This window comes from Eremococcus coleocola ACS-139-V-Col8, from assembly GCF_000183205.1.
Taxonomy (GTDB): domain Bacteria; phylum Bacillota; class Bacilli; order Lactobacillales; family Aerococcaceae; genus Eremococcus; species Eremococcus coleocola.
This window is the reverse complement of the sequence record NZ_AENN01000006.1, coordinates 51,451-74,223: the sequence shown is the minus strand read 5'-3', so window position 1 is coordinate 74,223 and position 22,773 is coordinate 51,451. Positions and strand designations below refer to the sequence as shown.

Here is a 22,773-nt window from a genome sequence, read left to right as displayed (position 1 = left end):
GTTTGAGTCATGATTAGCAGAAACAATCAGTACCACAACAAGATAGGTCAGCTAAATACATTTGGTTATCTTTGTAGTGTTGGACTTGCCCTTGATTGAGGTCAAGACCTTGCCGGCGGGCAATTTCTTCGGCTAGGACCGCAAAACGTTGACGGTATTTATAAATATAACAAAGAATTACATTTTGGTGTTGGACTTGGGGTCCCACCATGAAAAGGTCAGGCAAGAGGGTTGATTCATCCCACTCATTTAAAACCGGCCGCGTCCCGTCCAGTTCGAAGAGGTCTTGAATAAGGGGGGATTTAACCGCAGCAAAGCCAGTGGCCAAAATAGGGGCAGTTGGACTGTCGAAGTGTGATCCGTCTTGGCTGATTAAAGTGAAAAGGGGTCCTTTTTTCTGGATGGCTTGAATACGGACGCCGCGTTTGATTTCAATGGCCGCAGCAAATTGTTGGTAGCGGTGTTTAGTATAGAGCGATAGGCCTTGACTGGGGTCATAAGACTGAGAGTCTATGGCAGAACGATCCGTATAAATAGTTGACCGGTAGCCACGCCGCGCCGAGGCAATGGCGGTATCAAAAGCAGCTTCATTGCCACCAATGATACTATAGGTTTGGGCTTCAGTTAAGTGCTGGTAATCCCCTAATTGACTATAATGAATGCCTAAGTAGGCATTTTCAATCCCGCCATCATAAGGAAAAGCATAGTCACCCAGGGCCAAAATTAAATAGGGACTTTGGTAGGAGTCTTTTTTTCCTGTCAAGTGGTAGTAGCCGTCCTGATAAGAAATATGATAAATTTCTTCACCACAGATGACAGGCAATTGAAGTTCATCAGCAATGGCTTGTAGGTAGGCCGCAAAGGCTGGACCCGAAGGGTGTTCACTTTGAAGGAACATGCCTGGTGAGGTGTCCGGTGTGACCGCATTTAGGTCGGGAAAACCAAAGCCAGCCGTATTGAAGGAGGGTGAAATAAAATGGGTATAAGGGCTCCATTGGCGGAAGGATTGCCCCACCTGACCCTTATCAATGACCTGGAAGTCAGTGATTCCAAAACGTTTTAGGGTTGCGGCCATCCCGATTCCAGCTGCGCCGGCACCGAGAATAGTGATTAATGATTTTTGCATGAGAATGTGCCTCCTTTATGGCTGAATGGAATTAGTTGACAGAGATAGAGAGTAAGATGGGTTCCTAACCAGGTGATTAGCATGGTCAGCCCCAGGGCAAGCACTTGCGCCCAGATAAAATCTGGTTTAAAAGCGAAAAATAAACCCGTTTCATGGTTAGGCGTTAGTTGAGGGGCGGCCAAGAAGATGAGGCCAGTGGCGCCGATTAAGCCCCCTAAGCCGTTGATAATAAAGGAATCCACCGGATCATGGATGGACCAACGGTCTAAGGCCCAAGCAATTAAATAACCCGAGACCATAGCAAGGATCAACATAGCCCATAGGGGCAGAAAAGCGACACCTGCTGTGGACGTCACTAGCCCCACCATCATCCCGGTCATTAAATGACGGCTCTTTAAATGCTTATAATGATAGATAACCTGACCTAAACTGGCGGAAAGAACGGCAATGACCGTGTTACTTATAATCAAGGGGGCTTGCTGACTAAAGTCCCCCAAAGGTCCTAGGTTAAATCCAAACCAGCCAAAGGCGATTAAAAAGCTTGCCATATAATTGGGAATGAGGTCAGAGGGACGGTTTCCTAGGTCTGGACTACGGTCATGATAGCGCCGGGCTAGAATGAGGGAGGTTAAGCCTGCAGACAAATGGACCACTAACCCCCCAGAAAAGTCAAGAGCACCCATTGCATTTAAGATACCTTGGTCTGTCCAGAGTAAATAAGCTAAGGGGGAATAAACTAATACTAACCAAAGGGGCGTGAAAACCACGAAGTAAGGCCAGGCCACTCGGCCATTGAGGGTTCCCATAAACATAATTGCGGCATAAATAAAAAAAGCCCCCTGTAAACACATGTCAGCCAGTAAATCAGGTTCAGCCTTTAATAAGCTAGACCAGAAGGACCCTATGTGACCGTTATCATAGATTAAGGGATAGCCCAGGCAGAACCAGGCTAGGATCGCCGTCAAGAGGCCCATGGTCATCATGGTCAAAGATTGATCAACCTGACGGTCAGGGGCGGCATTGGCATAGAGGACTGGCACCGAAAAGAGCATGGGCCACATAAGGATAAAACAAGTCAATTTAAAGATGAGTGATGATAGCAAGGTCGATCCTCCTAAAAATAAATTTTAGTTAAACAGTAATAGTTACCATTTAACTAAAATTAAGTAATAAAGTCAAGCGAAAAATCATCATTTGGCTGAAATCATGAATGAATTGATAAAATATGAAACTTGGTTAAGTTTGCTTAAGTCAAGACAAATTAGTTATACTATTTAGTAACAAAAGGAAAGGGAGTGCAGACATGAATATAATTTTTGATATGGATGGGGTTTTAATTAAGTCAGAATATGCCTACTCTTTAGCTATTCAAAGAGTCTTGGCAGACCACGGAGTGGATGTAGATTTATCATATATTGACCAGTATCGGGGCCGGTCGAATCCAGAAACTTGGCAGGAGATTATTGCTGACTTTAGCGTTTTAGACCAGGCGTCGGACTACTATATTGACCGCGTCTTTAGTTACCGTGAAGAAATTGTGGCTCGGGATGGGATTATTCCTTGTGACCATATCTTAGAATTATTAAATGCTTGGCACGGCAAGGGCTACCGAATGTCAGTGGCCTCATCTTCACCTATGTCAGAAATTGAACGTACTATGGATGCTCTTGGAATAAGGTCATATTTTGAGCATTTAGTGACCGGTGAAGCGGTTGCCCAGTCTAAACCGGCCCCAGATATCTTCTTATATTCGGCTAAGTTGATGAACTTAGAACCTAAAGATTGCATCGTAATTGAGGATTCAAGTCATGGGGTTCAAGCAGCCAAATTAGCTGGCATGTATTGTATTGCTTATGTTGATCCTCATGAACCCGCCCAAGATGTTTCATTAGCAGATGAAGTAGTGGAGGATTATCGAGACTTGTTAGACCGGAAATTATAGGAAAATTGGTACAAATTAAATTAGATTAAACGCTTTCTATTCATTAAGATAGGAGCGTTTTTTTATGGAATTATTATGCATAATACTATATATCCGGATTATTATAAGTAAGCTAATGAATAAATTATTTACAAATAATTTACTAATTAATCCTTTCTTTATAGTAACAAGGTTTCACTAATGAAAAGGACAAAAAAGCTTAGATTTTGCTTATTTTCTTTACATAAAATTAATATAGCATCGGAAAAATTTACGTTGAATTTACCTTGAATTTACGTTGAGTTAATAACTGATTGTTATAATTTGTTTGTTAAAAAATTGACTATTCAGGAGGAAATTATGAAAAAATTCTTGAAAAAAGTAACCTGTGCTGCCCTAACTTTAGGAACTCTTGCTGGTTTAATTTCACCAACCGCTTTTGCGCAAGATAAACAAACCATTACTTTATGGACTGGTGGGTCTGATAATATCCGTTTAGTGTATGAGGAATTAGAAAAAGCTTTTGATTCATCAGAGTATGGTAAAAAATATGATTTAGAAATTCAATTTGTCTTATCTGGATCTGGGGCTCAAAGTGTTCGTGATCGGATTGTTGCAGCAGCCGCAGCCGGTGAAAAAGAAACAGATTTTGATATTGTGGAAATGGGAGCTGACGAATTTGTTTCCTATACAGCGGATAATTCTGCTGAAGATATGTTTCTTCCACTCGACTTTTCGAAAATTCCTAATTCTGAAAACGTCGAAGCTCAAGTAGCTGAGGGTAGCGAGTATCTAATTCCTTTCCGAGGAACAACCGTTGTGTTAGCTTATGATGAAGAACGTGTTGATAAAGTACCAACTACTTCTGAAGAACTTTATCAATGGATTAAAGACCATCCAGGTCGTTTCGCATATAATACCCCAGGTTCAGGCGGGGCTGGTAGTTCATTTGTAACGACTGCAATCTATAATAACCTAGATGAAGAAGCACTTGTTTCTGATGATCCTGCTAATATGGAGAAATGGGATCAAGGTTTTGATTTATTAAAAGACCTACATGGATCACTTTATCAATCAGGTGGTAAGACGGTTTATCCAAATAAAAATCAAGGAACCATTGATTTATTAATTGATCAACAAGTGGATATGATTCCTGCTTGGGCAGATCAAATTATTTCACAAATTAATCAAGGAATCCTTCCTGAAACCACCAAAATTACCCAAATCGATCCTGCTTTCACTGGTGGATTAGTAACCTTCGCGATTCCAACGATTGGCCGGCAAGCTGAAAATCCAGAAGGCGCTTATGCTTTCTTTGATTTCATGTTATCTGAACAAGCACAACAAATTCTATTAGATAATATGGCAGCTATTCCATTGATTGATTCATCTAATATGGATTCTGCAAATGCTGAATTATTAAAAGACTTAGATGTGACTAATTTCAGACGCACAAGTCTAGGTGAGTTAGGTGGTCAATTAACTGAACGTTGGGATAAAGAAATTGGAACCCTTAACTAAGTAATATCATAAAATTTAAAAACAAAGCAGGCTGAGACAGGAGTCACAGCCTCTTGTTTTTTAAGGCATTTGAGTTTAATCAGACAGACGAGGAGTATTGTCATGCAATTTATTAAAAATAGCTATTATAAATATGGCCGCAGTAATCTCATCAATTGGATTGTTTTCATCATTTTTTTAACCTTTTTCTATACCCCTTTGTTAAATAATATGATTGTAGCTTTTGGGGATGTTTACCGTTTTCCAGATATTTTACCGTCTATTTTTGGATTTAAATGGTGGAAATTTGTATTTGGGCAAGACCAACTAGTGTCTTCAATTGCATCATCCTTTATCATTGCCACCTTAACTACAATTGCGACCTTATTAGTGTGTATTCCAGCAGCCTACGCTTTAGCCCGCTATCGTTTTAAAGGTCGTCAGGGTGTGATGTTTACTTTTTTAGTTTCCAATGCCTTTCCAAAGATGGGGATTTATGTATCCATGGCCATTTTATTCTATAAAATGAAATTAATTGGAACCGTACCAGGGGTCATTATTGTGCATATGATCAATTCCATGATGCTGATGATTATGATACCGTCTGCTTCCTTTAGAGCGATACCACTCCAACAGGAGGAAGCGGCGCGTGATATCGGGGCCAAACCCTTAACTGTCTTTCGGAAAATAACCTTACCTCAAGCTATGCCAGGTATTATTGTGGCTAGTATCTATACCTTTCTAGGTTCCTTAGAAGAAGCTCAAGGGACTCTATTGGTAGGATTTCCAGAAATTTCAACCATGGCAACAGCCATGTATGGGGTTATTTTGGATTATCCTATCCAGGCTGGGGCTGTATTCTCATTGATTTTGATGTTGCCATCCTTGGTGTTAATCGTTATTTTTCGTAAATATCTCAGTGCCAAAACACTGGGTGAAGGCTTTAGGATGTAGTTAGGAGCATAAAATGACAGTTAAAGTAAAAGTGAAAGATTTAAGTATTATTTATGATAATGGTGACGGCGTTCGTGATGTTAATTTAGATATCTATGAAAATGAGATTTTAACACTTTTAGGTCCATCAGGATGTGGTAAAACTACAATTTTGAGAGCCATTGGTGGCTTCAATAAAGTGACCCAAGGGAGCATCTTAATTGATGATCAAGAAATTACTAATTTAGAACCCGAAGACCGGCCGACGGGGATGGTTTTTCAAGGTTATAATTTGTGGCCGCATATGAGTGTTTATGATAATTTAGCTTTTGGTTTGAAATTAAGAAAGGTTAAGAAGGTTGAAATAAAAGAAAAAATAAAAAATGTCTTAGACTTAGTTAAGCTTCCTGGCATCGAAAAGAAGTATCCAGCCCAGCTTTCAGGGGGGCAACAACAACGGGTGGCGATTGCTCGATCAATTTTATTAGAGCCTGCTGTCCTATTGTTGGATGAACCATTCTCAGCCTTAGATGCCAAAATTCGTCAAGAAATGCGGTTGGAACTGAAGCGTATTCAACAAGATCTTAACCTAACCGTTGTCTTTGTTACCCATGACCAAGAAGAGGCTATGTCAATCTCGGACCGGATTGTAGTTATGGATAAGGGGCACATTTCGCAATTAGGAACACCAAATGAAATCTATGATAATCCTCAATCTCAATACGTGGCTTCCTTTATTGGTGCGATGAATTTCTTGCCAACAGAAACGGGTCAAACTATGGCTATCCGCCTAGAAGATGTCTTAGTGGGACCGGCATCTATGTATGAGCAAAAGGCAGAGGTTGAAGCCATTATGTTAGTAGGACATTATGCGATTCTTTCATTAAAGACGCAGAATAATCAACATCTACAATCTTACGTCACCCGGACTGAGTCGGCCAAGTATCTTGAAGGGGATGCCATTTCTTATCAAATTGCTAAATATCAAATGTATGATAAGAAGGAGGCCCTTCAATGAAAAATAAGGATAACCGTTGGACCCCTTATTTATTAATAGCGCCTGCCTTTCTGGTCATTTTAATTTTTGTGATTTATCCGATGTTCTCTGCTTTTGTCCGTTCGTTCTCTATTAAAGGCGGCGGGGGCTTTACCTTAGAACATTATACTTACTTCTTTACAGATCCCATCCAAATTCAAAACATTCTTTACACTTTATATGTTGTATTGATCACCGTGATTTTAACTTTTATCATTAGTTTCTTATTAGCCTTATTTTTGCGATTTTCTAAATCAAAACTAGCCGGATTTATGGGCTGGTTAGTTTTATTACCACGATTTGTACCTGGCATGGTAGCAGTATATAGTATGATTCTTATGATTAAAGATGCGGGAGTTATTATCCGAGTTTTAGATCAGGTTTTTGGAATTCAATTTTCTTTGGGTTGGATGTACAATGTCCAAGGTATTATCACTATGAATTTATGGTTTAATATTCCTTTTTCTACGTTAATTATTTTATCTGCTTTATCAAATGTGAAGGATTCTTATATCGAAAGTCTAAGAGATGTGGGTGGAGGTAAATTGCATATCCTAAACAAGTTGATACTCCCAATTACTTATAAGACTATCATTATGTCGATGACTTTTGTTTATATGGGTAACATTGGTTCTTTTACCACACCATTCTTGATGGGAGCCAATCATCCTAAAATGTTAGGGGTTGGTTTATATGATCAGTTTAATTCATATATGGATTATGAACGGGCAGCTGCCTTATCGGTCATCATATTCTTATTGAGTTCTTTCGCAGCAGTAGTTTATATCATGTCAAATTTAAAAGAAGCAGAATGGGAGCGAAGTTAAAATGATTACAGCACATACGGGTAGTGATGGTTATGTTGATAATAGTTTAGAATTTATTCAAGCATGTTTAGATAGTTCGGTCTCTGCCATGGAAATAGATGTTCAACTAGCTGATGATGGAACCTTATATTTAGCCCATGATATGCTTACGAATTATCATGCGGCGGTGAGCCTGGCAGATTGTTTTACTTTACTGGGTCAACGACCTGATTTAATTGTCAATATTGATTGCAAAAGTCGAGCAGTTGGAACTGCCGTTTTAGCTTATGCTCGCCAGCAAGAACTAGCTAATCCTTTGGTCTTTTCAGGATCAATCCTTCTAGAAGACTTTGCTGTAGCTGACCGTGACAAACTTTTCTATAATCTTGAAAATCACTTTAGTTTAGAACAATTAGAAGCACAGTCCTATTTTGAAGCCTTAGGGGACTTAAGCCGGGCTGGGGTGACTGTAGTCCAAGTGTATTATGAACTAGCCACGCCAGCTTTGATAAAGGCCTTGAAAGTAAAGGGGATAGGTCTTTCAGTTTGGACTGTCAATGACCTTACACAGATAGATCATTATTTAGATATGGGCTGTGTGAATGTTACTAGTCGTAAAGCTTTAACCTACCTTAAAGCTAAGAAAGAAGGAAGATAGAATGACGATTGAATTATTCAAGCAAGACTTTAAGCTCTATGCGTCGGCTCATCAGAGTCATCTTGACTATCGGGTTGAGGTGCCAGCGGGGGTCCAACAGTTAAAAGTATTATTTGACTATCAACCTTTACTGGAAACTAAATTAGAAGCTTTGGAAAGAGCCTTTCTTAAAGAAGGCTTACCGGCTGAACTGGCCCAAGATCAGGATGGCTTTCGCAATCTATTAACGATAACCATCCAGGATAATCAAGGTTTCCGTGGGGCTCACCATTATTTTAATACGCAACAAGAAATTATTCTGGCTCCGGACCAAGCTTCTTTAGGCTTTCGACCTGACCCCATTGATGCGGGGCTTTGGACCTTCACCATTTCTTGTCATGGTCTTTTTTCTGACTTCGTAACAGGTTCACTACGAGTTCTGGCGGATTTTAGCTTTGACCAAGCCAAGTCCCAGCCTCAGCCTTTGACTAGTGTGGTACCCCTAGCACGACCAGCTAAAAACCGTCCCTTATCTGACCCCCAAGCCCGCTTCTACAAAACTGAGCTTCATAGCCATACTTTGCATTCGGATGCCCAACAATCAACCGAGTATTTATTACAGCAAGCCCAAGAGCAAGGTATTGACTGGCTAGCTATTACTGACCATAATACGACGACGGCCCACGATGAAGCAGCTGCCCATCAGAATTATGATACTCAGGTTCACTTAATACCGGGTATGGAATATACTAGTTTCCACGGTCATATGTTAATCCACGGACCCTATAATGATATTGTCCGCAACTGGACTGAATTAAATCCGTATAATATTGACCAAATTACGGAAGAATTACAGGCGCAAGGTTTGAATGTCACGGTCGCCCATCCATTTGTTGAAGGCAATCCCTATTGTACCGGTTGTCGCTGGGACTACCTTCTGCATGATTTAAAATATGTTGATACTTTGGAAGTTTGGAATCGGCAGAATCCCAATAACTATGCCTATAACCAGGCAGGTTTTGCTAAGTGGCTAGACTTCTTAGCTATGGGTTACGAAATTAATGCTTCAACCGGCCGCGACTGGCATACACCAGCAGCCTCAGAAGATCAATTAGCTTATACTTATGTCTTGGCCCCACAAGAAGCCGACCTAGACCAGATTTTGCAAGCTTTGAAGTTAGGCCGGACATATATTTCCTTAGGTCCGCTTATTGCTACCTGTATCTTAGACGGTAAATACCAATTGGGAGATCGGGTGCCTCTTAAGCAGGATTCTTATAACTTGTTGGTCATTATTAATGAACTCCAAGCGGCCGACAAGGTATTAATTTATGGCCGTCAGAACTTACTTAAGGAGATTCATTGTCACCAAGCAGGATCCTTTGAAATTAAGGAAACCCTTCAGCTAGAACAGGAGTCTTTACTTAGAATTGAGGTAAGAGACCAAGCAGGGAAGCTGAAATTATTTACTAACCCAATTTATATTGGTTAGAGAAATTAATATTTATATGAAGAAAATAGTAAAAGCTGTACTCATTTGAGTTCAGCTTTTTTGTGTATTTTACCATGTAGATCATATGAGGGGGGTAATTCTATAGAAGCTTTGAATCAATTATCCCCAAAGTGAAAACAGTCTAAAAATAATAAAAAGAACAAAGCGTTTTCTCATAGAGAAAACGCTTTATGTAAAGGTGCCTGGTTTAAAATTTACAAAGTTAACAAAGTAAAACATTCATCTTTACATAAAATAAATCTTTATTTTACATTTGGATGATACAATTTCATATGTAAAACAAACATAAAACAAACATTTGGACTTACTTAAGAAGGAAGTGGATTGTGTGGCTGAGATTAAACTCAAGCATATTTACAAAGATTATAACCAAGATGTTAGGGCAGTGTCAGACTTTAATTTAGATATCCATGATGGCGAGTTTATTGTCTTAGTTGGACCATCGGGGTGTGGTAAATCGACCACCCTACGAATGATTGCGGGGTTAGAGGATATTAGCTCGGGTGAATTTCTTATTGATGGACTGTTACAAAATGACTTACATCCTAAAGATCGCGATATTGCTATGGTGTTTCAGAATTATGCCTTGTACCCAACGATGACAGTGTATGAGAATTTGGCTTTTGGTTTAAAAATGCGCCAAGAAAAATCAGCGACCATTCAAGCTCGTGTTAAAGAAGTAGCTAATATTCTCGGGATTGAAGATTTATTGGACCGGAAACCGGCTGAATTATCCGGGGGACAAAGACAGCGGGTAGCCTTAGGGCGGGCGATTGTTCGCGAGGCTAAGGTGTTTTTAATGGACGAGCCCCTTTCCAATCTAGATGCCAAATTACGGTTTCACATGCGGTCTGAGATTTCTAAATTACATCGGCGTTTAAAAGCTACAACCATTTATGTTACTCATGACCAGACAGAAGCTATGTCGATGGCCTCCCGGATTGTAGTAATGAACCAAGGTTTAATTCAACAAATCGGTACACCTAAGGAAATATATCTAAAACCCAATAATATTTTTGTTGGTCAATTTATCGGCTCGCCAGCAATGAACTTTTTAGAACTAAGTAAAGTTGACCGAAAATGGACACTTGCGGGACAAGCAATCAACCTGCCTAAAGAAATTGACCGTCAATTGTTTATAGCGGGTCAGGATGGCTATCACCCCATCGTAGTCGGACTGCGGCCAGAAGATGTTCATCTGGAAGCTAATCCAAGCCAAGACCAATTGCAGTTATCTATGACTTTGACCAATGCTGAATTGATGGGGTCTGAGACCTTACTTTATTTAGAAAATCAAGATTACCAGGTAATTGCGAAAGTACAAAGCATGGAGGATTTTGAAAGTGATCAAGAACTCACCATCTGGATTAATTATGATAAACTCCACTTCTTTAATCATGATACTGGCTTAAGGATTCCAGTCGATATGACACAAGATAGCCTAGCCCAGATAAAGGCACTAAAAGGAAATCGTGAGGAGGGTCAAGATGAGTCGAACCTTCATTTATAATGGTCAGGCTAAGACCCAAGCTGAGATTGACCAACATTATCAGCCAAGGAAAAAATCAATTTGGCGGCGCATTCTTAACTATAAGACCTTCTATTTGATGCTCCTGCCTTGTTTGATTCACTATGCTATTTTTTCTTACTGGCCAATGTTAGGCAATATTCTAGCCTTCCGTGAATTCGGCTTTAACACTGGAGTTTTTGGAGGTGACTGGGTCGGTTTCAAATACTTCCGTCAATTTTTTGCAGACCCTCGGTCTAGTCTCTATATCAAAAACACCTTGATTATTTCATTTATGAAATTATTCCTTTACCTACCTTTTCCTATTATCTTGGCCTTAATGTTCAATGAAGTCAAAAAAACTCGCTTAAGAAATTCCATTCAAAGTATTACTTACTTACCTTACTTTATTTCTTGGGTAGTTGTAGTTGGCTTAATGAATGCTATCTTGGCGCCAAATACGGGTCTACTTAACCAATTGATTGGTCATTTAGGGGGAGACCCTAATAAATATTGGATGATGGACCGCTCTTTATTTTACCCTTTGACCTTCCTATCTTATACCTGGAAATCAATAGGATGGGATTCAATTATTTATTTCGCAGCCATTGTTGCTATTTCCCCTTCCTTATATGAGGCGGCAGCCATTGACGGGGCAGGTAAATTACGGCAAATGTGGCATGTGACGATTCCAGGTATTCGAGGAACAATTATCCTTCTCTTTATTATGTCATTGGGCTCAATCTTGTCAGCCGGTTTTGATCAAGTCTTCTTGATGCAGAATCCAGGAAATGCAGATGTATCGGAAATTATCGATACCTATGTAGTTCGGGTCGGCTTACAGGGGGGACAATTTGGTTATTCGACGGCAATTAGTTTAATGCAAGGAGTGGTGGGCTTAATATTGACAATGATTGTAAATTGGATTGCGGATAAGAAATTTGATAGTGCAGTTTGGTAGTATAAACAAAAAATTTAGGAGGAAAACCATGAAATCATTTATCAAGAAATTTTGTTTGGGTGTGACAGCCAGTTTATCCTTAGCTTCTGCTTGCTTACCTTTGAACTATGTACAACCTGTCTCTGCTGAAGAAAAATCAGAGAGCTTTATTGCAGATCGGACCATTACCGGCTTGATTTTTGAATCAGCAGGAGATGCTTCTGTTGATATTCCTAAAGAAATTTTGGATGAAATTAAGAAAGAAACCGGAATTACCTTACAATTACAAACTGTGACAGCGGATGATTCTACGACTGCTTTAGCGGCGGGACTTGCTGCCGGGGATTTACCCGATTTTGTCGCTTATTATTTAAATGATTCTGGCCGTCCTGAAATGCAGTTCTTATTAAAGGCAGCTAATGAGGGGCAATTTGTTGATTTGACCCCCCTAATGAAACAAGATGGCTTGCAAGTTTATAACAAGTACTTAGAAGAAGATTATTTACCAACCGATACGCGGGAAAATATTATGTTCCGCCCAGAATGGGATGGGGCATCTTATATCATGCATATGGCCATTAATCGTGAACCCGCTCAAAAACCTGCCAACCCTCAAATTGGTGGACTATACATCCGTAAAGATATCGCTGAAGATTTAAAAGTAGACTATGATTCTGTGAATACATCAGAAGAATTATATGAATTAGGTAAAAAAATCAAAGAAAAAGGCTATACGGACGATAACGGGGCTCCGGTAACGGTGTTTGGTCCAACTGTCTGGGGTGGGTCTGAACGTCCTTGGTTATATCAAGATTTAATGTGGACGGGATCAACCGGTGAACCATTTATGGAAGACAAAGATGGTCATATTAAACATGAAGCCCAAACTGACCTAATTATGAAACGGGTCCAACAAGTGCATAAGTACCTTAAAGAAGGTCTTATGAATCAAGAATACTACACCATGGAAGAAAGTCGCGCCCAAGAAGGGGTGGTAAATGGTTCGTTTGCAATCGTGACTGACATTCATTCTTACCGTCCAGAAATTCAAGATGGGTCTTATGTTCCCTTGGCAAGTCTACAAAGAGCCGATGGCAGCGATGATATGGTCTTAACTTATAAATCTGGTTATGCTGGTTGGTCAATTCCAACTACCACCAAAAATCCTGAAGAAGTGATGAAATTCGCCGATTGGTTAGCCAGTCGTCAAGGTAAATTACTCTACTTCTATGGACTTGAAGGTCGTGACTATGAATTAGATGAAGACGGCAACCCAGTTGTTAATCCAGATGTAGTAAAAGAATTCGATGAAAATCCAGACCAAGCTAAGTTAAGAGGCTTCCGTGGTGTTCGGTCATTCTGGGGCGAACACTTAGGCTTTACGGATATGGATAATATGACTGATTTTGGCGAAGCTTCTTGGGGCGATAAAGTTCGGGCTGAATCTGAATCCAATGCGGTTGGTAAGGAAATTGAAAAGTATGTAAATTACGATGAACAATTTGACAATGCCCGTGTCGAAGACGGTTTGTCCGTCCAATCCTATCTCTTTGAATTTGAAGGAGACGAAGGTAAATTAGCGACCGCTTTAGCTCGTTACCAAGAAGATGTCTTACGGATGTACTATGCCCAAAGTGATGAAGAAGCTCAAAAAATCTTAGATGAGTCTAGAGCTAATTTAGAAGCCAATGGTTTAAATGATTTCTTGAAATTTGTGGAAGAAAAACGCGCGAATGGCGACACCATTCGCTTCTAGTAGGCCGGAAGATCGTTGGATTGATTTAAGGGTGTGACATTTAAAAGTAGAGGGGTAGATTTGTTAGCGTGACTGTCTACTACCCCTCACTTTTATTTAAAGGAGTATGAACGTGGAAAGTAAAAGTTTACAGGCCCCAAAATGGGCACGTTTCTTAAATAGTATGATTTTAATCATTTTAGTTATTTTAATCCTGATTCCCTTTTTACACGTCCTGGCAGTTTCTTTTAATGAGGGAGTCGACACTCAAAAAGGTGGGATTGGTTTCTGGCCTCGGATTTGGACCATTGAGAATTATAAAGAAGTCTTCAAACAAGATAATTTATTAAATGGACTCATGATTTCCCTTTTTAGGACGGTAGTGGGGACGGTCTTAGGGATTGGTCTCATGTCCATGGCAGCCTATGCTTTAACTGTGAAAGACTTGCCTGGTCGCCGGTTCTTCACCTTCTTTATCTTCTTTACCATGTTATTTTCAGGAGGGCAAGTACCGTATTATTTAGTCTTAAGTCAATTAAAATTGACTGGTTCAATTTGGGTGTATGTTATTCCTAGTTTATATGCCACTATGAATATCTTGATTCTTCGGACGCAATTTAGTCAGTTACCTTATAGTGTCATTGAGTCTGCGCGGATTGATGGTGCTTCCGAATGGTTAATTTTTCGTAAATTGGTCTTACCTATGTCCAAACCAGTCCTAGCCACGGTAACTTTATTTACAGCGGTGGGTCATTGGAATGATTGGTTTGCGGGAACCTTTTATGTGAGGGATGCCAACCTAAAACCGCTAGCAACCTTACTCCAAGAAATGCTGACCCAACAAAGTGCCTTATCAGATATCTTGTTACGGTCCGCTGGGGCAAGCTCCTATGCTGCCTTGGATAAGATTACCGTGACGGGTCAATCGCTTCAGATGGCAACCATCATTGTAGTTTTATTACCCATGATCCTGTCTTATCCTTTCGTGCAAAAGTATTTTGTAAAAGGGATTACGGTTGGATCAATCAAAGAATAGGAGAATAGCATGCGTTTACGACTTAGACCGGATGGATCCTTTCGAATCGTACAATTAACGGATTTACATATTGGCTCCAAGCCCTATGCGGCTGAAGATTATCAGACTTTTGATTTAATTGAGGCGGCCTTCACTAAACTTGATGCAGACCTTATCATGATAACCGGAGATTTAATCTGGAGTCATGGTGTCCCACAAGCCGATGAGGTTTATAGTGAATTATTAGACCGTTTTAACCAATTTGATATCCCGATAGCCATTACCTATGGTAACCATGATGCGGAAGATGAATTTGTCCGTGCTGATTTACGACGGATGGAAGCCAAGCTCCACCATCATGTTCCTAAAATGAATGCCAAGCTAGTGGGAGACCGCCAATCCTATACCATTGAAATCTTTGACGCTGAAGGACGCCATATTGACCACGTCCTCTATGTCTTTGATTCGGGGGCTGATGCGAGTCAACCAGTGGGGATTTATGATTGGATTGCTCCCGACCAGGTGACTTGGTTTAACCAAGTCAGCCGAACCTATTCAGACCGTCCACAAGGTAAGCGTGATTTAGTCTTCCAGCATATTCCCTTACCTGAATACTGGCAGGCAGCTGAAGCAATTGAGACTGGTGAATGTAATGAGACCAATGATATGATTTCAGCGCCTTATATTAATACGGGTCTGTTTGCGTCCCTTTACCTGAGTGGACGCATTGCCGGTGTCTTTTGTGGTCATGACCATGATAATAATTTTATGGGGACCTATCATGGCATCAAGCTGGCTTATGGTCAAATATCAGGCTATCAATGTTATGGTGACCTTGACCGCGGAGCTAGAATTATTGAACTTAAAGCTGGTCAAATGAAAACTTATACACTTAGCCGAAGTGAATTTTAGGCAGGAAGAACTTATGAAATAAGGAGGCAGACAATGACTGGAAAAAAGATACAGACTTATAGTGACTGGTTGATTCGATTAGTGGGACTGAATTTTTTATGGTTACTATTTTCTGGCTTAGGTTTAGGTTTTCTGGGGATTTTTCCCGCAAGCTCAGCTCTTTTTGCTTGTTTACGTGATTGCCACCGCCAGGGACAAATAAAAGTCTGGCTTCGTTTTAAAGACCATTTTCTAGCTTCTTTATTTACAAGTAACCTTAAAGGTTATAGTTTGCTTAGTCTAATTGCCTTGCTCTGGATCGATTATCGTTGGCTTTTGAGTCAAAGAAGTTTGTTGACGTATTTGTTGGCCCTTGTTTTATTTTTGGCTTGTTTGATTTCTTGTTTAGGATTACTAATTTTCTTTGCCTTAGATGTCCACTACCAAGTGAAATTTAGCGCAGCAATTTTGAATCCTTTTCGCTTCATCTGTTCCTATCCTAAGACCAGCTTAGCCATTTGTGGCAGCTTACTACTTTGGTCCCTCGTCTTATATTTGATTCCTGGATTGGGACTCTTCTTGGGTATTTCTTTACCGACAAGGATAATTTCATATTGTGTTCAAGTTCAGTTAGTAAAGCTTGATGGAGGACAGGTAGGGCATCTTTTACAAAAGCACGAAAAATATGACAAACTTTATTATTTATAAAGTGTTGATAGGAGTAAGGAGACTCAGCCATGGGTATAAGAAACAAGATAAATTGGAAAAAAGCCAGAAGCCCTGAAAAGAATTTCTTCTATTCCTTGTTGTTTCCCTTGATTTTGGAACAATTATTAGCCATGGTCTTGGGCAATATCGATGTGGTGATGCTGAGCCAGTATAGTGATTCAGCAGTGGCGGCTACGGGTCTAGCCAACCAGTTAATAAATGTGGGCCTGATGGTGTTAGGGGTGGCTTCCTTGGGGTCTGGAATTTTACTCATGCAAGCTGTGGGTGGTAAAGACCCCAAGCAGGTGGTGGCTATTATTCAAAATAGTCTATTCTTATCTTTCTTAATTGCAGTCGTCATGGCGGTTCTGTTTTCCTTATGTGGCAAGCAATTACTGATTTGGATACAAACACCACCACCGCTCCAAGCCCATGCTTATCAGTATTTAGTCTTGATTGCCCTATCTTTAATTTTCCAAGCTATGATTACAACTTTATCTACAATTTTAAGGGCCCATTTAATGGTCAAAGAAGCCATGTATGTCGCAGTCGCAACCAATATTGTGGGTATTTTAGGTAATTCCATGGTGCTCTTTGCCCCATATTCTTTCTTAGGCAGAGGTATTCAAGGGATTGCAGGGGCAACCATCCTGGCTAGGGTCTTTGGCATGGTTGTTTTAGGCTATTATTTTTATCGAAATATTTCCAAAGGGCGGTCAGAGTTTGTTAAAATCAAATATAATAAACACATATGTTATTTAATCATAAAGTTAGGTTTTCCCTCCGCCTTGGAAAACATATCCTATACAGTCTCACAAACAGTGATCACGGGTATTATCGCTTCTTTTGGTGTCCTTATTGTCACTAGCAAAATTTATACTCAAAATATAACGGCTTTAGTATTTACCCTAGCTGCTGCAATTGCACAAGCGAGTCAAATTGTGATCGGACGTTATATTGGTAGTCAAGCCAAGGAGGAAGCAAAAACCTTTGCCCTAAAAGTCTTAAAGCGAGCGATTATGCTTGGCTTCGGTATTTCAGTCATTTTAGCCTTATTATCTCCTTTGATTGTGGGCTGGCTAAGTCCAAATGAAGAAATTAGAGAAACGGTCATACTTTTGGCATATTTGAGTATCCTACTAGAACCAGGCCGCTTAGCCAATGAAATTATAATTAGTGCCCTAAATACTGCAGGGGATGTCCGTTTTCCAACCTATCTTTCCATAGTGTTTACCTTTATTTTAACCATCCCCTTGGCTTATTTATTTGGTAGAGTCTTCGCTTGGGGCTTGGTGGGAATTTGGTGGGTATTCATTATTGATGAATGGTTCCGTTTTGTTATCCTCTTAAGACGGTGGCGACTTGCAGAGTGGCAGGCGATTGATTTAATTTAAGGGCATAGAAAGTGATAGGAATGAGTATGAAACAAGAAGTAAGAATAAAAGATCAAAGACATCAATTAATTCTGCAAGAGTTAACCAAAGAGGGAAAAGTATATGTCAGTCAAATGGCACAAGAATTTGGTCTGACACCAGAGACTTTGCGGCGGGATCTAAGTGAACTTGAAGCTGGTGGATTACTGGAGAGGGTTCATGGAGGTGCGGTTAGTAAGCCCGCTCCACTTGAATTAGCCTTTGAAAAGAAAAAACAAGTGAATCAGGCCGAAAAACAAGCTGTCGCACAGGCCGCAGCCCAACTAGTGCAATCGGGTATGACTTTGGCGGTTGATTATGGGACCTCAACCATGTATATCGCGGATTATTTAAAGGATATAACGAATTTAACCATTGTGACAAATTCTTTAGCAGCGGCCTTGCATTTTAATAAGGCTATTGAAGAAGACCGAGTCCAAGGACAAGTGATTATCTTGCCGGGAGTTACCAATCCTTATCAGTTAGCGATTAAAGGGTCTTATACGATTGAGTTTTTGGCCAATTTCTCTTTTGATTTGAATTGTATGTCTTGTGGCGGCTTAAGTGCGAGTGGAGTTTATGATTATGATATGGAAGAATCACATGTCTCCCGTCAAATGGCGCAAGCAAGCCAAGAAGTGGTCCTAGTGGCAGACCATAGTAAGTTAGGGAAAAAGTTAATGGTTGAAATTTGTCCAATCAAGCAAGTGGATTTGATTCTATGTGACTGTCCTAAACCAGCAGGATGGGATTTATCTGACACCTGCTGGCAGACAGTCTCTGGGTTAGGAGTGGAATTGTGAACCAATTATCAAAAAGAAATTGGGAGAGTTTTAATTTTAAACGGATTAAAGAAGTCTTAAATTTAGCTGGACAAACTCCAGTGGCAAAGGGTGATAATCAGAAAAATTATATGGTTTTTGACTTTGATGAGACCTGCTTAATGGGAGATATCGAAGACCATTTTTTCCTTTTCCAACTTGAAGGCCTCCATTATCAAATGAGCCCTCAGCAATTTAAGGATTTGATTAAGCTGGACCAAGAATTTTATCGTCCATGCTTGCAAGAAGTAAATAAGGTGGGCTTGCCTGACTTAGTCACAGACTTGATAGAAGCTTATGCTTATCTCTATGACCATTTCATTAAAGACAGGCCAGACCGGACATTGGAGCATTTGAAAGCTTTGCCCATTTACCAATCCTTTCGTGCTAAAGCCATGGTCTATTATCAAGCAATTCATCGGATGTTAAAGCCCCTACCAGGCCAAAACTACCCAACTTATTGGTTTGCTGGCTTTACTCAAAATCAAATCCAAGCCTTGTGTCAGCAAATGTTAACCTGGGCGGGTTTCTATGATGCTCAGCCTCAAGCTAAAGCCATGACTTACCAGACTCATCCGGCCTGGTTAGGCCAGAGCGGCGCCGTTCAAGCGAGCTTTGTAAAAGGCTTGGCCCCTTACCCTGAGATTGCCGACCTGATGGCTTGGGCCAAGCAGAAGCAGATTGATAGCTTTATCGTTTCAGCTAGTCCAGCTTGTTTGGTGGCATCAATCGCTTCGCTGCCTCCTTATGCTCTGCAAACAGACTATATCTTTGGAATGGCGCATACCTGGCAAGGAGACCGAGTTCTTTCAAAAATCGAAGAAGATCAACCTTTGACCTATCAAGCAGGTAAAAGCCAGGTGATCCAAGACTACATTGCCCCTGATTATCAGGGGCAAGGACCGCTGGCGGTTTTTGGGGATTCCATGGGTGACTATCATATGCTAACGCATTTTGCTGATACCCAAGTGAGTTTGCTGATGAACCGCGACTTACTTGACCAAACCCAGACCTTAGTGGCCCGAGCCCGTCAACAGTATGGGCAAGCTCAGGCCCGCTATCTCTTGCAAGGCCGGGACCAAGAGAAACGTCGACTGAGACCCAGTCAAGAGACCATTGGCGACTAAGAAAAATTCAACTAGGCTATTTTTGTATGTATTATTTTTCCTAATAAAGTCTATTAGAAATTAGCATATTAATTTAGCTTTATTTAGATTTAAATATACTTACTTTCTATATATGATTAATTTGGTAATAAGCTAAATTAAACTAGGAAGAAGGTCATTTAATGATTGATGTTGTGCTACTAAGAACGTTAATTGTCCAACGCCATAAGAGTGTTCGTCGTTTTTCTGAAGTGTGTCAAATCTCTGACCGTCAGCTCTGTAAGATTCTAGCCGGTCAAGTTCTTCCCTCTTTAGCCAGCCTACAACTCATTACCCACCATTTGTGTTTGAGTCAGCATGAATTTCATCAAATCTTTCTCCCTCATATTCCCATGAGAATGGGTCCTGATTTGTCAAAAAATAATGTTTAATTGATTAAACAAGAATAGAACAATCATTCTATAGAAAATATATACTCCTCGTTTTATAGTGGACTTAGGTCAAGCGGCCTAAATCTAATAAAGCGAGGAGTATTTTTAATGCCAGACCAATTATTAGCAAATTATCAAGCTCTTATTTACAAAACCCTGAACCGACTCGGTATTAGCAAAAACCACTGTTATTATGATGATTATTACCAAGAATTATCTCTGAAATTATTGGCCTTAGCTGACTCCTTTCAAGGTGATCCCTTAGGGGAAGACCGGTTTCGCTTTACGGCTTATGTCCAAAAGGGTCTCTATTGGTACCTCTTAGACTTACTCAAGGCCCGGCCTTTAAAACATGAAATTGCGGTCGAAGAGATCATGACAGTCAAAGAATCCTTGGCTCAGCCAGATTCTAGAATGGTCAGTCATCACCGGTTAATGGCCTTTTATGGAGCGGTTGACCGCCACCTAGATGAGAGTGACCGCCAATTGTTTTATCTTTTGGCTGATTCGTCTTTCTCCATGACAGAGATTGCTGAATTATTAGGTATTTCACGGAAGACACTTTATAAACGTAAGGCTAAGCTGCAAGACCAATTAGGCTCTTATAAATTTTTACTCAAAGAAGGGTAACAAAAACTGGAGAGCGTTTCTTCTTTAAGATGTAAGCAAAAGCTTACAAAGATAAAAAAGGAGGAAATGCAGATGGAAAAAGTTTATAAGTCAGGTAAGTTGCAATTTGTAGCGATGGATCCCGAAACTGAGAAGAAGCAAACCACTTCGCTCAATAATTTGGTTGAGGATGCTGCCGCTAGTGATATTGTTACCGTTCGTGATGCCTTAGCACCGCTACTGAAACATGGTGTTTCAAGTAGTCATGTGCAAGAAAATTACGAAATTGTTGAAAGTCCTGAAGTTTAGAAAATAGAGAAAAGGAGGAAGTTAAATGGAAACAGTTCGTACACTCGCCTTAAATTTCAAGTCTGCTGAGGGTAAAAACAAGGCAGTTCGCTTGAATAATCCTCAAGATCAGGTGTCGGCTGACCAAGCCAAGACAGCCATGGATGCCATCCGTGATACGGATATCTTTAAAGATGATGCTGGGGACCTTTATGCTGCATCGGTCAATGCAGAAATGATTGTTAAAACAACGGAAGAAGTTTATAAAGCTGAGGCATAGGCAAGCCTCTTAACTAATCAAAAGCGGGTAGCCAAAGCAGAAAATTAAGACTTTCATGCGGCTGCCCGCTCTTTGTTTTGTCAGCTTATGAGAAAGGAGGAGGTGGAGATGACCATGATAGAGGTGGGTGCCAGTGCGTCAGCTATCTTGGCTTGTTTGACCCTGGTGACTAAGTTATTTGATTTGATTAAGGCGGTTTATGCCTTGATTGGAAGATTGGATAGCATGCAGAACCACCTGCAGGTCCAAGCGCAGGTTCTTAAGGACCTACAAGACCGAGTCTTGGGGGTGGAGGGCAAACAGGCCGTTCTGACTAACCAAGTCAAGCATTTGTATCAGGAAGTAACTGACCTCTTACAGGAGTGGCCAGAAAGAAGCCTACGGCAAGTAAGCAAGGGTTAATCGCAGATTAAAAGTAACTAAAGGAGGAATAAAAAATGGAATTATCAAATAAAGTATATGATGGCTTGAAATGGTTTGTCTTAATTTTTATGCCGGCTTTAGCCGTTTTAGTGGGTGAGTTGGGCCAGGTTTGGGCTTGGCCCTTGGTTGAAGACTGGGTCAAGGTGATAAATCTCATGACAGTCTTTTTAGGTTCGATTCTACAAATATCTTCGATGAATTATCATGGTGGCTCAGGTAAGGGATTAAAGACTAGAGGAGGGATTAGCTATGGTTAGTGCGCAAGCTGTATTAAAGGAAGCAGGCTCTTGGGTAGGGGTAGCCATGGGGACAGCCGGCCACCGGTCGCTGGTCGATGCCTATAACCGGGTCCGCCCCTTACCGGTGGGGTACAGGCTAGCCTATAGTGATGATTGGTGTGATATGTTTGTCACCGTAGTCGCGGATAGGGCGGGTGCTGCCGGTTTGATTGGCCGAGAATGCGGGGTCCAACGTCATCTACAAATTTTTAAACAAAAGGGCATATGGCTGGGCCGGGTCCATCCACGCCCTGGGGACATTGTAATCTTCGATTGGGCCGGGTGGAATGCTGGATGGGCTGACCATATTGGTTATGTGGAACGGTTTGATGGCAAGTGGATCCATACCATTGAAGGCAATTCCAATGGCCGGGTGGCCCGGAACCGGTTTGCTTGGAATGATTGGCGGATAGCGGGCTATGCAAGGCCTATGTATGACAAGCCAGTGACTATTAAGCCAGGATTAAATCAGTCAGCTAAAGCTGAGGACACAATAAAAAACTTGGATAGGCTAGCGAAAGAGGTTATCCAAGGTAAGTGGGGGAACGGGCAGGAAAGAGTCAACCGTCTGACCCAGGCAGGTTTTGATGCGAAGGCGGTGCAGGCGAGGGTGAATGGGCTGATGGGGTAGGCTAATTATAATATTAATCTACAAAAGTCTAGAGAAAATCTAGGCTTTTTTCTTATATAAAAGTTATGAATTTTTCTAAATTTACAAATATTTATTTTTGTAAATTTAAAGTAAAGAAAGATGAATCTGTTTCATAGTTAGTGAATTAGACAGACGAAAATATTTTTCATAATGCTAGCTATAATTAGTTTGATTTCATAAAAAAATAATAAAAATATATTGGCTA

Annotated in this window: 25 protein-coding genes; 23 read left to right on the top strand and 2 right to left on the bottom strand. The window is 40.6% G+C overall.

Annotated features, from left to right (window positions below):
- Positions 1-13 precede the first annotated feature (13 nt).
- The gene (locus HMPREF9257_RS01920; protein WP_006417797.1) at positions 14-1,126 is read right to left on the bottom strand and encodes an NAD(P)/FAD-dependent oxidoreductase; all 1,113 of its coding nucleotides are present in this window, start codon (positions 1,124-1,126) and stop codon (positions 14-16) included.
- Positions 1,111-2,229 (bottom strand): ammonium transporter, encoded by a 1,119-nt coding sequence (locus HMPREF9257_RS01915; protein ID WP_006417911.1) that lies wholly within the window; start codon positions 2,227-2,229, stop codon positions 1,111-1,113. Before HMPREF9257_RS01915 ends, HMPREF9257_RS01920 begins: the two co-directional genes overlap by 16 nt.
- A 200-nt stretch (positions 2,230-2,429) precedes the next feature.
- Between HMPREF9257_RS01915 and HMPREF9257_RS01910 the strand changes: the two genes are divergently transcribed.
- The 23 genes from HMPREF9257_RS01910 (at position 2,430) to HMPREF9257_RS01800 (ending at position 22,547) form a co-directional block, all read left to right on the top strand.
- Positions 2,430-3,068, top strand: coding sequence for an HAD family hydrolase (locus HMPREF9257_RS01910; RefSeq protein WP_006417787.1), 639 nt, complete (start codon positions 2,430-2,432; stop codon positions 3,066-3,068).
- Positions 3,069-3,407: 339 nt separating this feature from the next.
- A complete protein-coding gene (locus tag HMPREF9257_RS01905; RefSeq protein WP_006417828.1) occupies positions 3,408-4,568 on the top strand; it encodes an extracellular solute-binding protein in 1,161 nt (386 codons plus the stop codon).
- Between the two features lie 102 nt (positions 4,569-4,670).
- Positions 4,671-5,501, top strand: a complete 831-nt coding sequence (locus tag HMPREF9257_RS01900; protein ID WP_006417919.1) for an ABC transporter permease — start codon at positions 4,671-4,673, stop codon at positions 5,499-5,501.
- A 13-nt stretch (positions 5,502-5,514) separates the two neighbouring features.
- The gene (locus tag HMPREF9257_RS01895) at positions 5,515-6,498 is read left to right on the top strand and encodes an ABC transporter ATP-binding protein (protein ID WP_006417846.1); all 984 of its coding nucleotides are present in this window, start codon (positions 5,515-5,517) and stop codon (positions 6,496-6,498) included.
- The gene (locus HMPREF9257_RS01890) at positions 6,495-7,343 is read left to right on the top strand and encodes an ABC transporter permease (protein WP_006417779.1); all 849 of its coding nucleotides are present in this window, start codon (positions 6,495-6,497) and stop codon (positions 7,341-7,343) included. Before HMPREF9257_RS01895 ends, HMPREF9257_RS01890 begins: the two co-directional genes overlap by 4 nt.
- Position 7,344: 1 nt before the next feature.
- Complete coding sequence (locus HMPREF9257_RS01885) at positions 7,345-7,980, top strand: glycerophosphodiester phosphodiesterase (protein WP_006417868.1); 636 nt, start codon at positions 7,345-7,347, stop codon at positions 7,978-7,980.
- Between the two features lies 1 nt (position 7,981).
- The gene (locus HMPREF9257_RS01880; RefSeq protein ID WP_006417780.1) at positions 7,982-9,451 is read left to right on the top strand and encodes a CehA/McbA family metallohydrolase; all 1,470 of its coding nucleotides are present in this window, start codon (positions 7,982-7,984) and stop codon (positions 9,449-9,451) included.
- A 349-nt stretch (positions 9,452-9,800) separates the two neighbouring features.
- Positions 9,801-10,982, top strand: a complete 1,182-nt coding sequence (locus HMPREF9257_RS01875; RefSeq protein ID WP_006417764.1) for an ABC transporter ATP-binding protein — start codon at positions 9,801-9,803, stop codon at positions 10,980-10,982.
- Positions 10,960-11,940: an ABC transporter permease gene (locus tag HMPREF9257_RS01870; RefSeq protein ID WP_006417923.1), complete on the top strand. Its 981-nt coding sequence runs from the start codon at positions 10,960-10,962 to the stop codon at positions 11,938-11,940. The genes HMPREF9257_RS01875 and HMPREF9257_RS01870 overlap by 23 nt, the downstream gene beginning before the upstream one ends.
- 28 nt (positions 11,941-11,968) lie before the next feature.
- Positions 11,969-13,675 (top strand): extracellular solute-binding protein, encoded by a 1,707-nt coding sequence (locus tag HMPREF9257_RS01865; protein ID WP_006417770.1) that lies wholly within the window; start codon positions 11,969-11,971, stop codon positions 13,673-13,675.
- 112 nt (positions 13,676-13,787) lie between these two features.
- Positions 13,788-14,690, top strand: coding sequence for a carbohydrate ABC transporter permease (locus HMPREF9257_RS01860; RefSeq protein ID WP_006417853.1), 903 nt, complete (start codon positions 13,788-13,790; stop codon positions 14,688-14,690).
- A 9-nt stretch (positions 14,691-14,699) separates the two neighbouring features.
- The gene (locus tag HMPREF9257_RS01855; protein WP_006417759.1) at positions 14,700-15,581 is read left to right on the top strand and encodes a metallophosphoesterase family protein; all 882 of its coding nucleotides are present in this window, start codon (positions 14,700-14,702) and stop codon (positions 15,579-15,581) included.
- A gap of 33 nt (positions 15,582-15,614) precedes the next feature.
- A complete protein-coding gene (locus tag HMPREF9257_RS01850) occupies positions 15,615-16,268 on the top strand; it encodes a YesL family protein (protein ID WP_006417838.1) in 654 nt (217 codons plus the stop codon).
- 29 nt (positions 16,269-16,297) lie between these two features.
- Positions 16,298-17,662, top strand: a complete 1,365-nt coding sequence (locus HMPREF9257_RS01845; RefSeq protein ID WP_006417897.1) for an MATE family efflux transporter — start codon at positions 16,298-16,300, stop codon at positions 17,660-17,662.
- 20 nt (positions 17,663-17,682) lie between these two features.
- Positions 17,683-18,483: a DeoR/GlpR family DNA-binding transcription regulator gene (locus HMPREF9257_RS01840; RefSeq protein WP_081453715.1), complete on the top strand. Its 801-nt coding sequence runs from the start codon at positions 17,683-17,685 to the stop codon at positions 18,481-18,483.
- The gene (locus HMPREF9257_RS01835; RefSeq protein WP_006417821.1) at positions 18,480-19,628 is read left to right on the top strand and encodes a haloacid dehalogenase-like hydrolase; all 1,149 of its coding nucleotides are present in this window, start codon (positions 18,480-18,482) and stop codon (positions 19,626-19,628) included. The genes HMPREF9257_RS01840 and HMPREF9257_RS01835 overlap by 4 nt, the downstream gene beginning before the upstream one ends.
- 161 nt (positions 19,629-19,789) lie before the next feature.
- Complete coding sequence (locus HMPREF9257_RS01830) at positions 19,790-20,038, top strand: hypothetical protein (RefSeq protein WP_006417744.1); 249 nt, start codon at positions 19,790-19,792, stop codon at positions 20,036-20,038.
- Between the two features lie 108 nt (positions 20,039-20,146).
- Complete coding sequence (locus tag HMPREF9257_RS01825) at positions 20,147-20,668, top strand: RNA polymerase sigma factor (protein ID WP_006417772.1); 522 nt, start codon at positions 20,147-20,149, stop codon at positions 20,666-20,668.
- Between the two features lie 72 nt (positions 20,669-20,740).
- The gene (locus tag HMPREF9257_RS01820) at positions 20,741-20,956 is read left to right on the top strand and encodes a DUF1659 domain-containing protein (RefSeq protein ID WP_006417827.1); all 216 of its coding nucleotides are present in this window, start codon (positions 20,741-20,743) and stop codon (positions 20,954-20,956) included.
- Between the two features lie 25 nt (positions 20,957-20,981).
- Complete coding sequence (locus tag HMPREF9257_RS01815; protein WP_006417944.1) at positions 20,982-21,215, top strand: DUF2922 domain-containing protein; 234 nt, start codon at positions 20,982-20,984, stop codon at positions 21,213-21,215.
- Positions 21,216-21,323: 108 nt separating this feature from the next.
- Positions 21,324-21,617: a hypothetical protein gene (locus HMPREF9257_RS01810; RefSeq protein ID WP_006417875.1), complete on the top strand. Its 294-nt coding sequence runs from the start codon at positions 21,324-21,326 to the stop codon at positions 21,615-21,617.
- Positions 21,618-21,652: 35 nt separating this feature from the next.
- On the top strand, positions 21,653-21,895 hold the full coding sequence (locus HMPREF9257_RS01805) for a phage holin (RefSeq protein WP_006417776.1): 243 nt from the start codon (positions 21,653-21,655) through the stop codon (positions 21,893-21,895).
- Positions 21,888-22,547: a CHAP domain-containing protein gene (locus HMPREF9257_RS01800; protein ID WP_006417824.1), complete on the top strand. Its 660-nt coding sequence runs from the start codon at positions 21,888-21,890 to the stop codon at positions 22,545-22,547. Before HMPREF9257_RS01805 ends, HMPREF9257_RS01800 begins: the two co-directional genes overlap by 8 nt.
- Positions 22,548-22,773 lie beyond the last annotated feature (226 nt).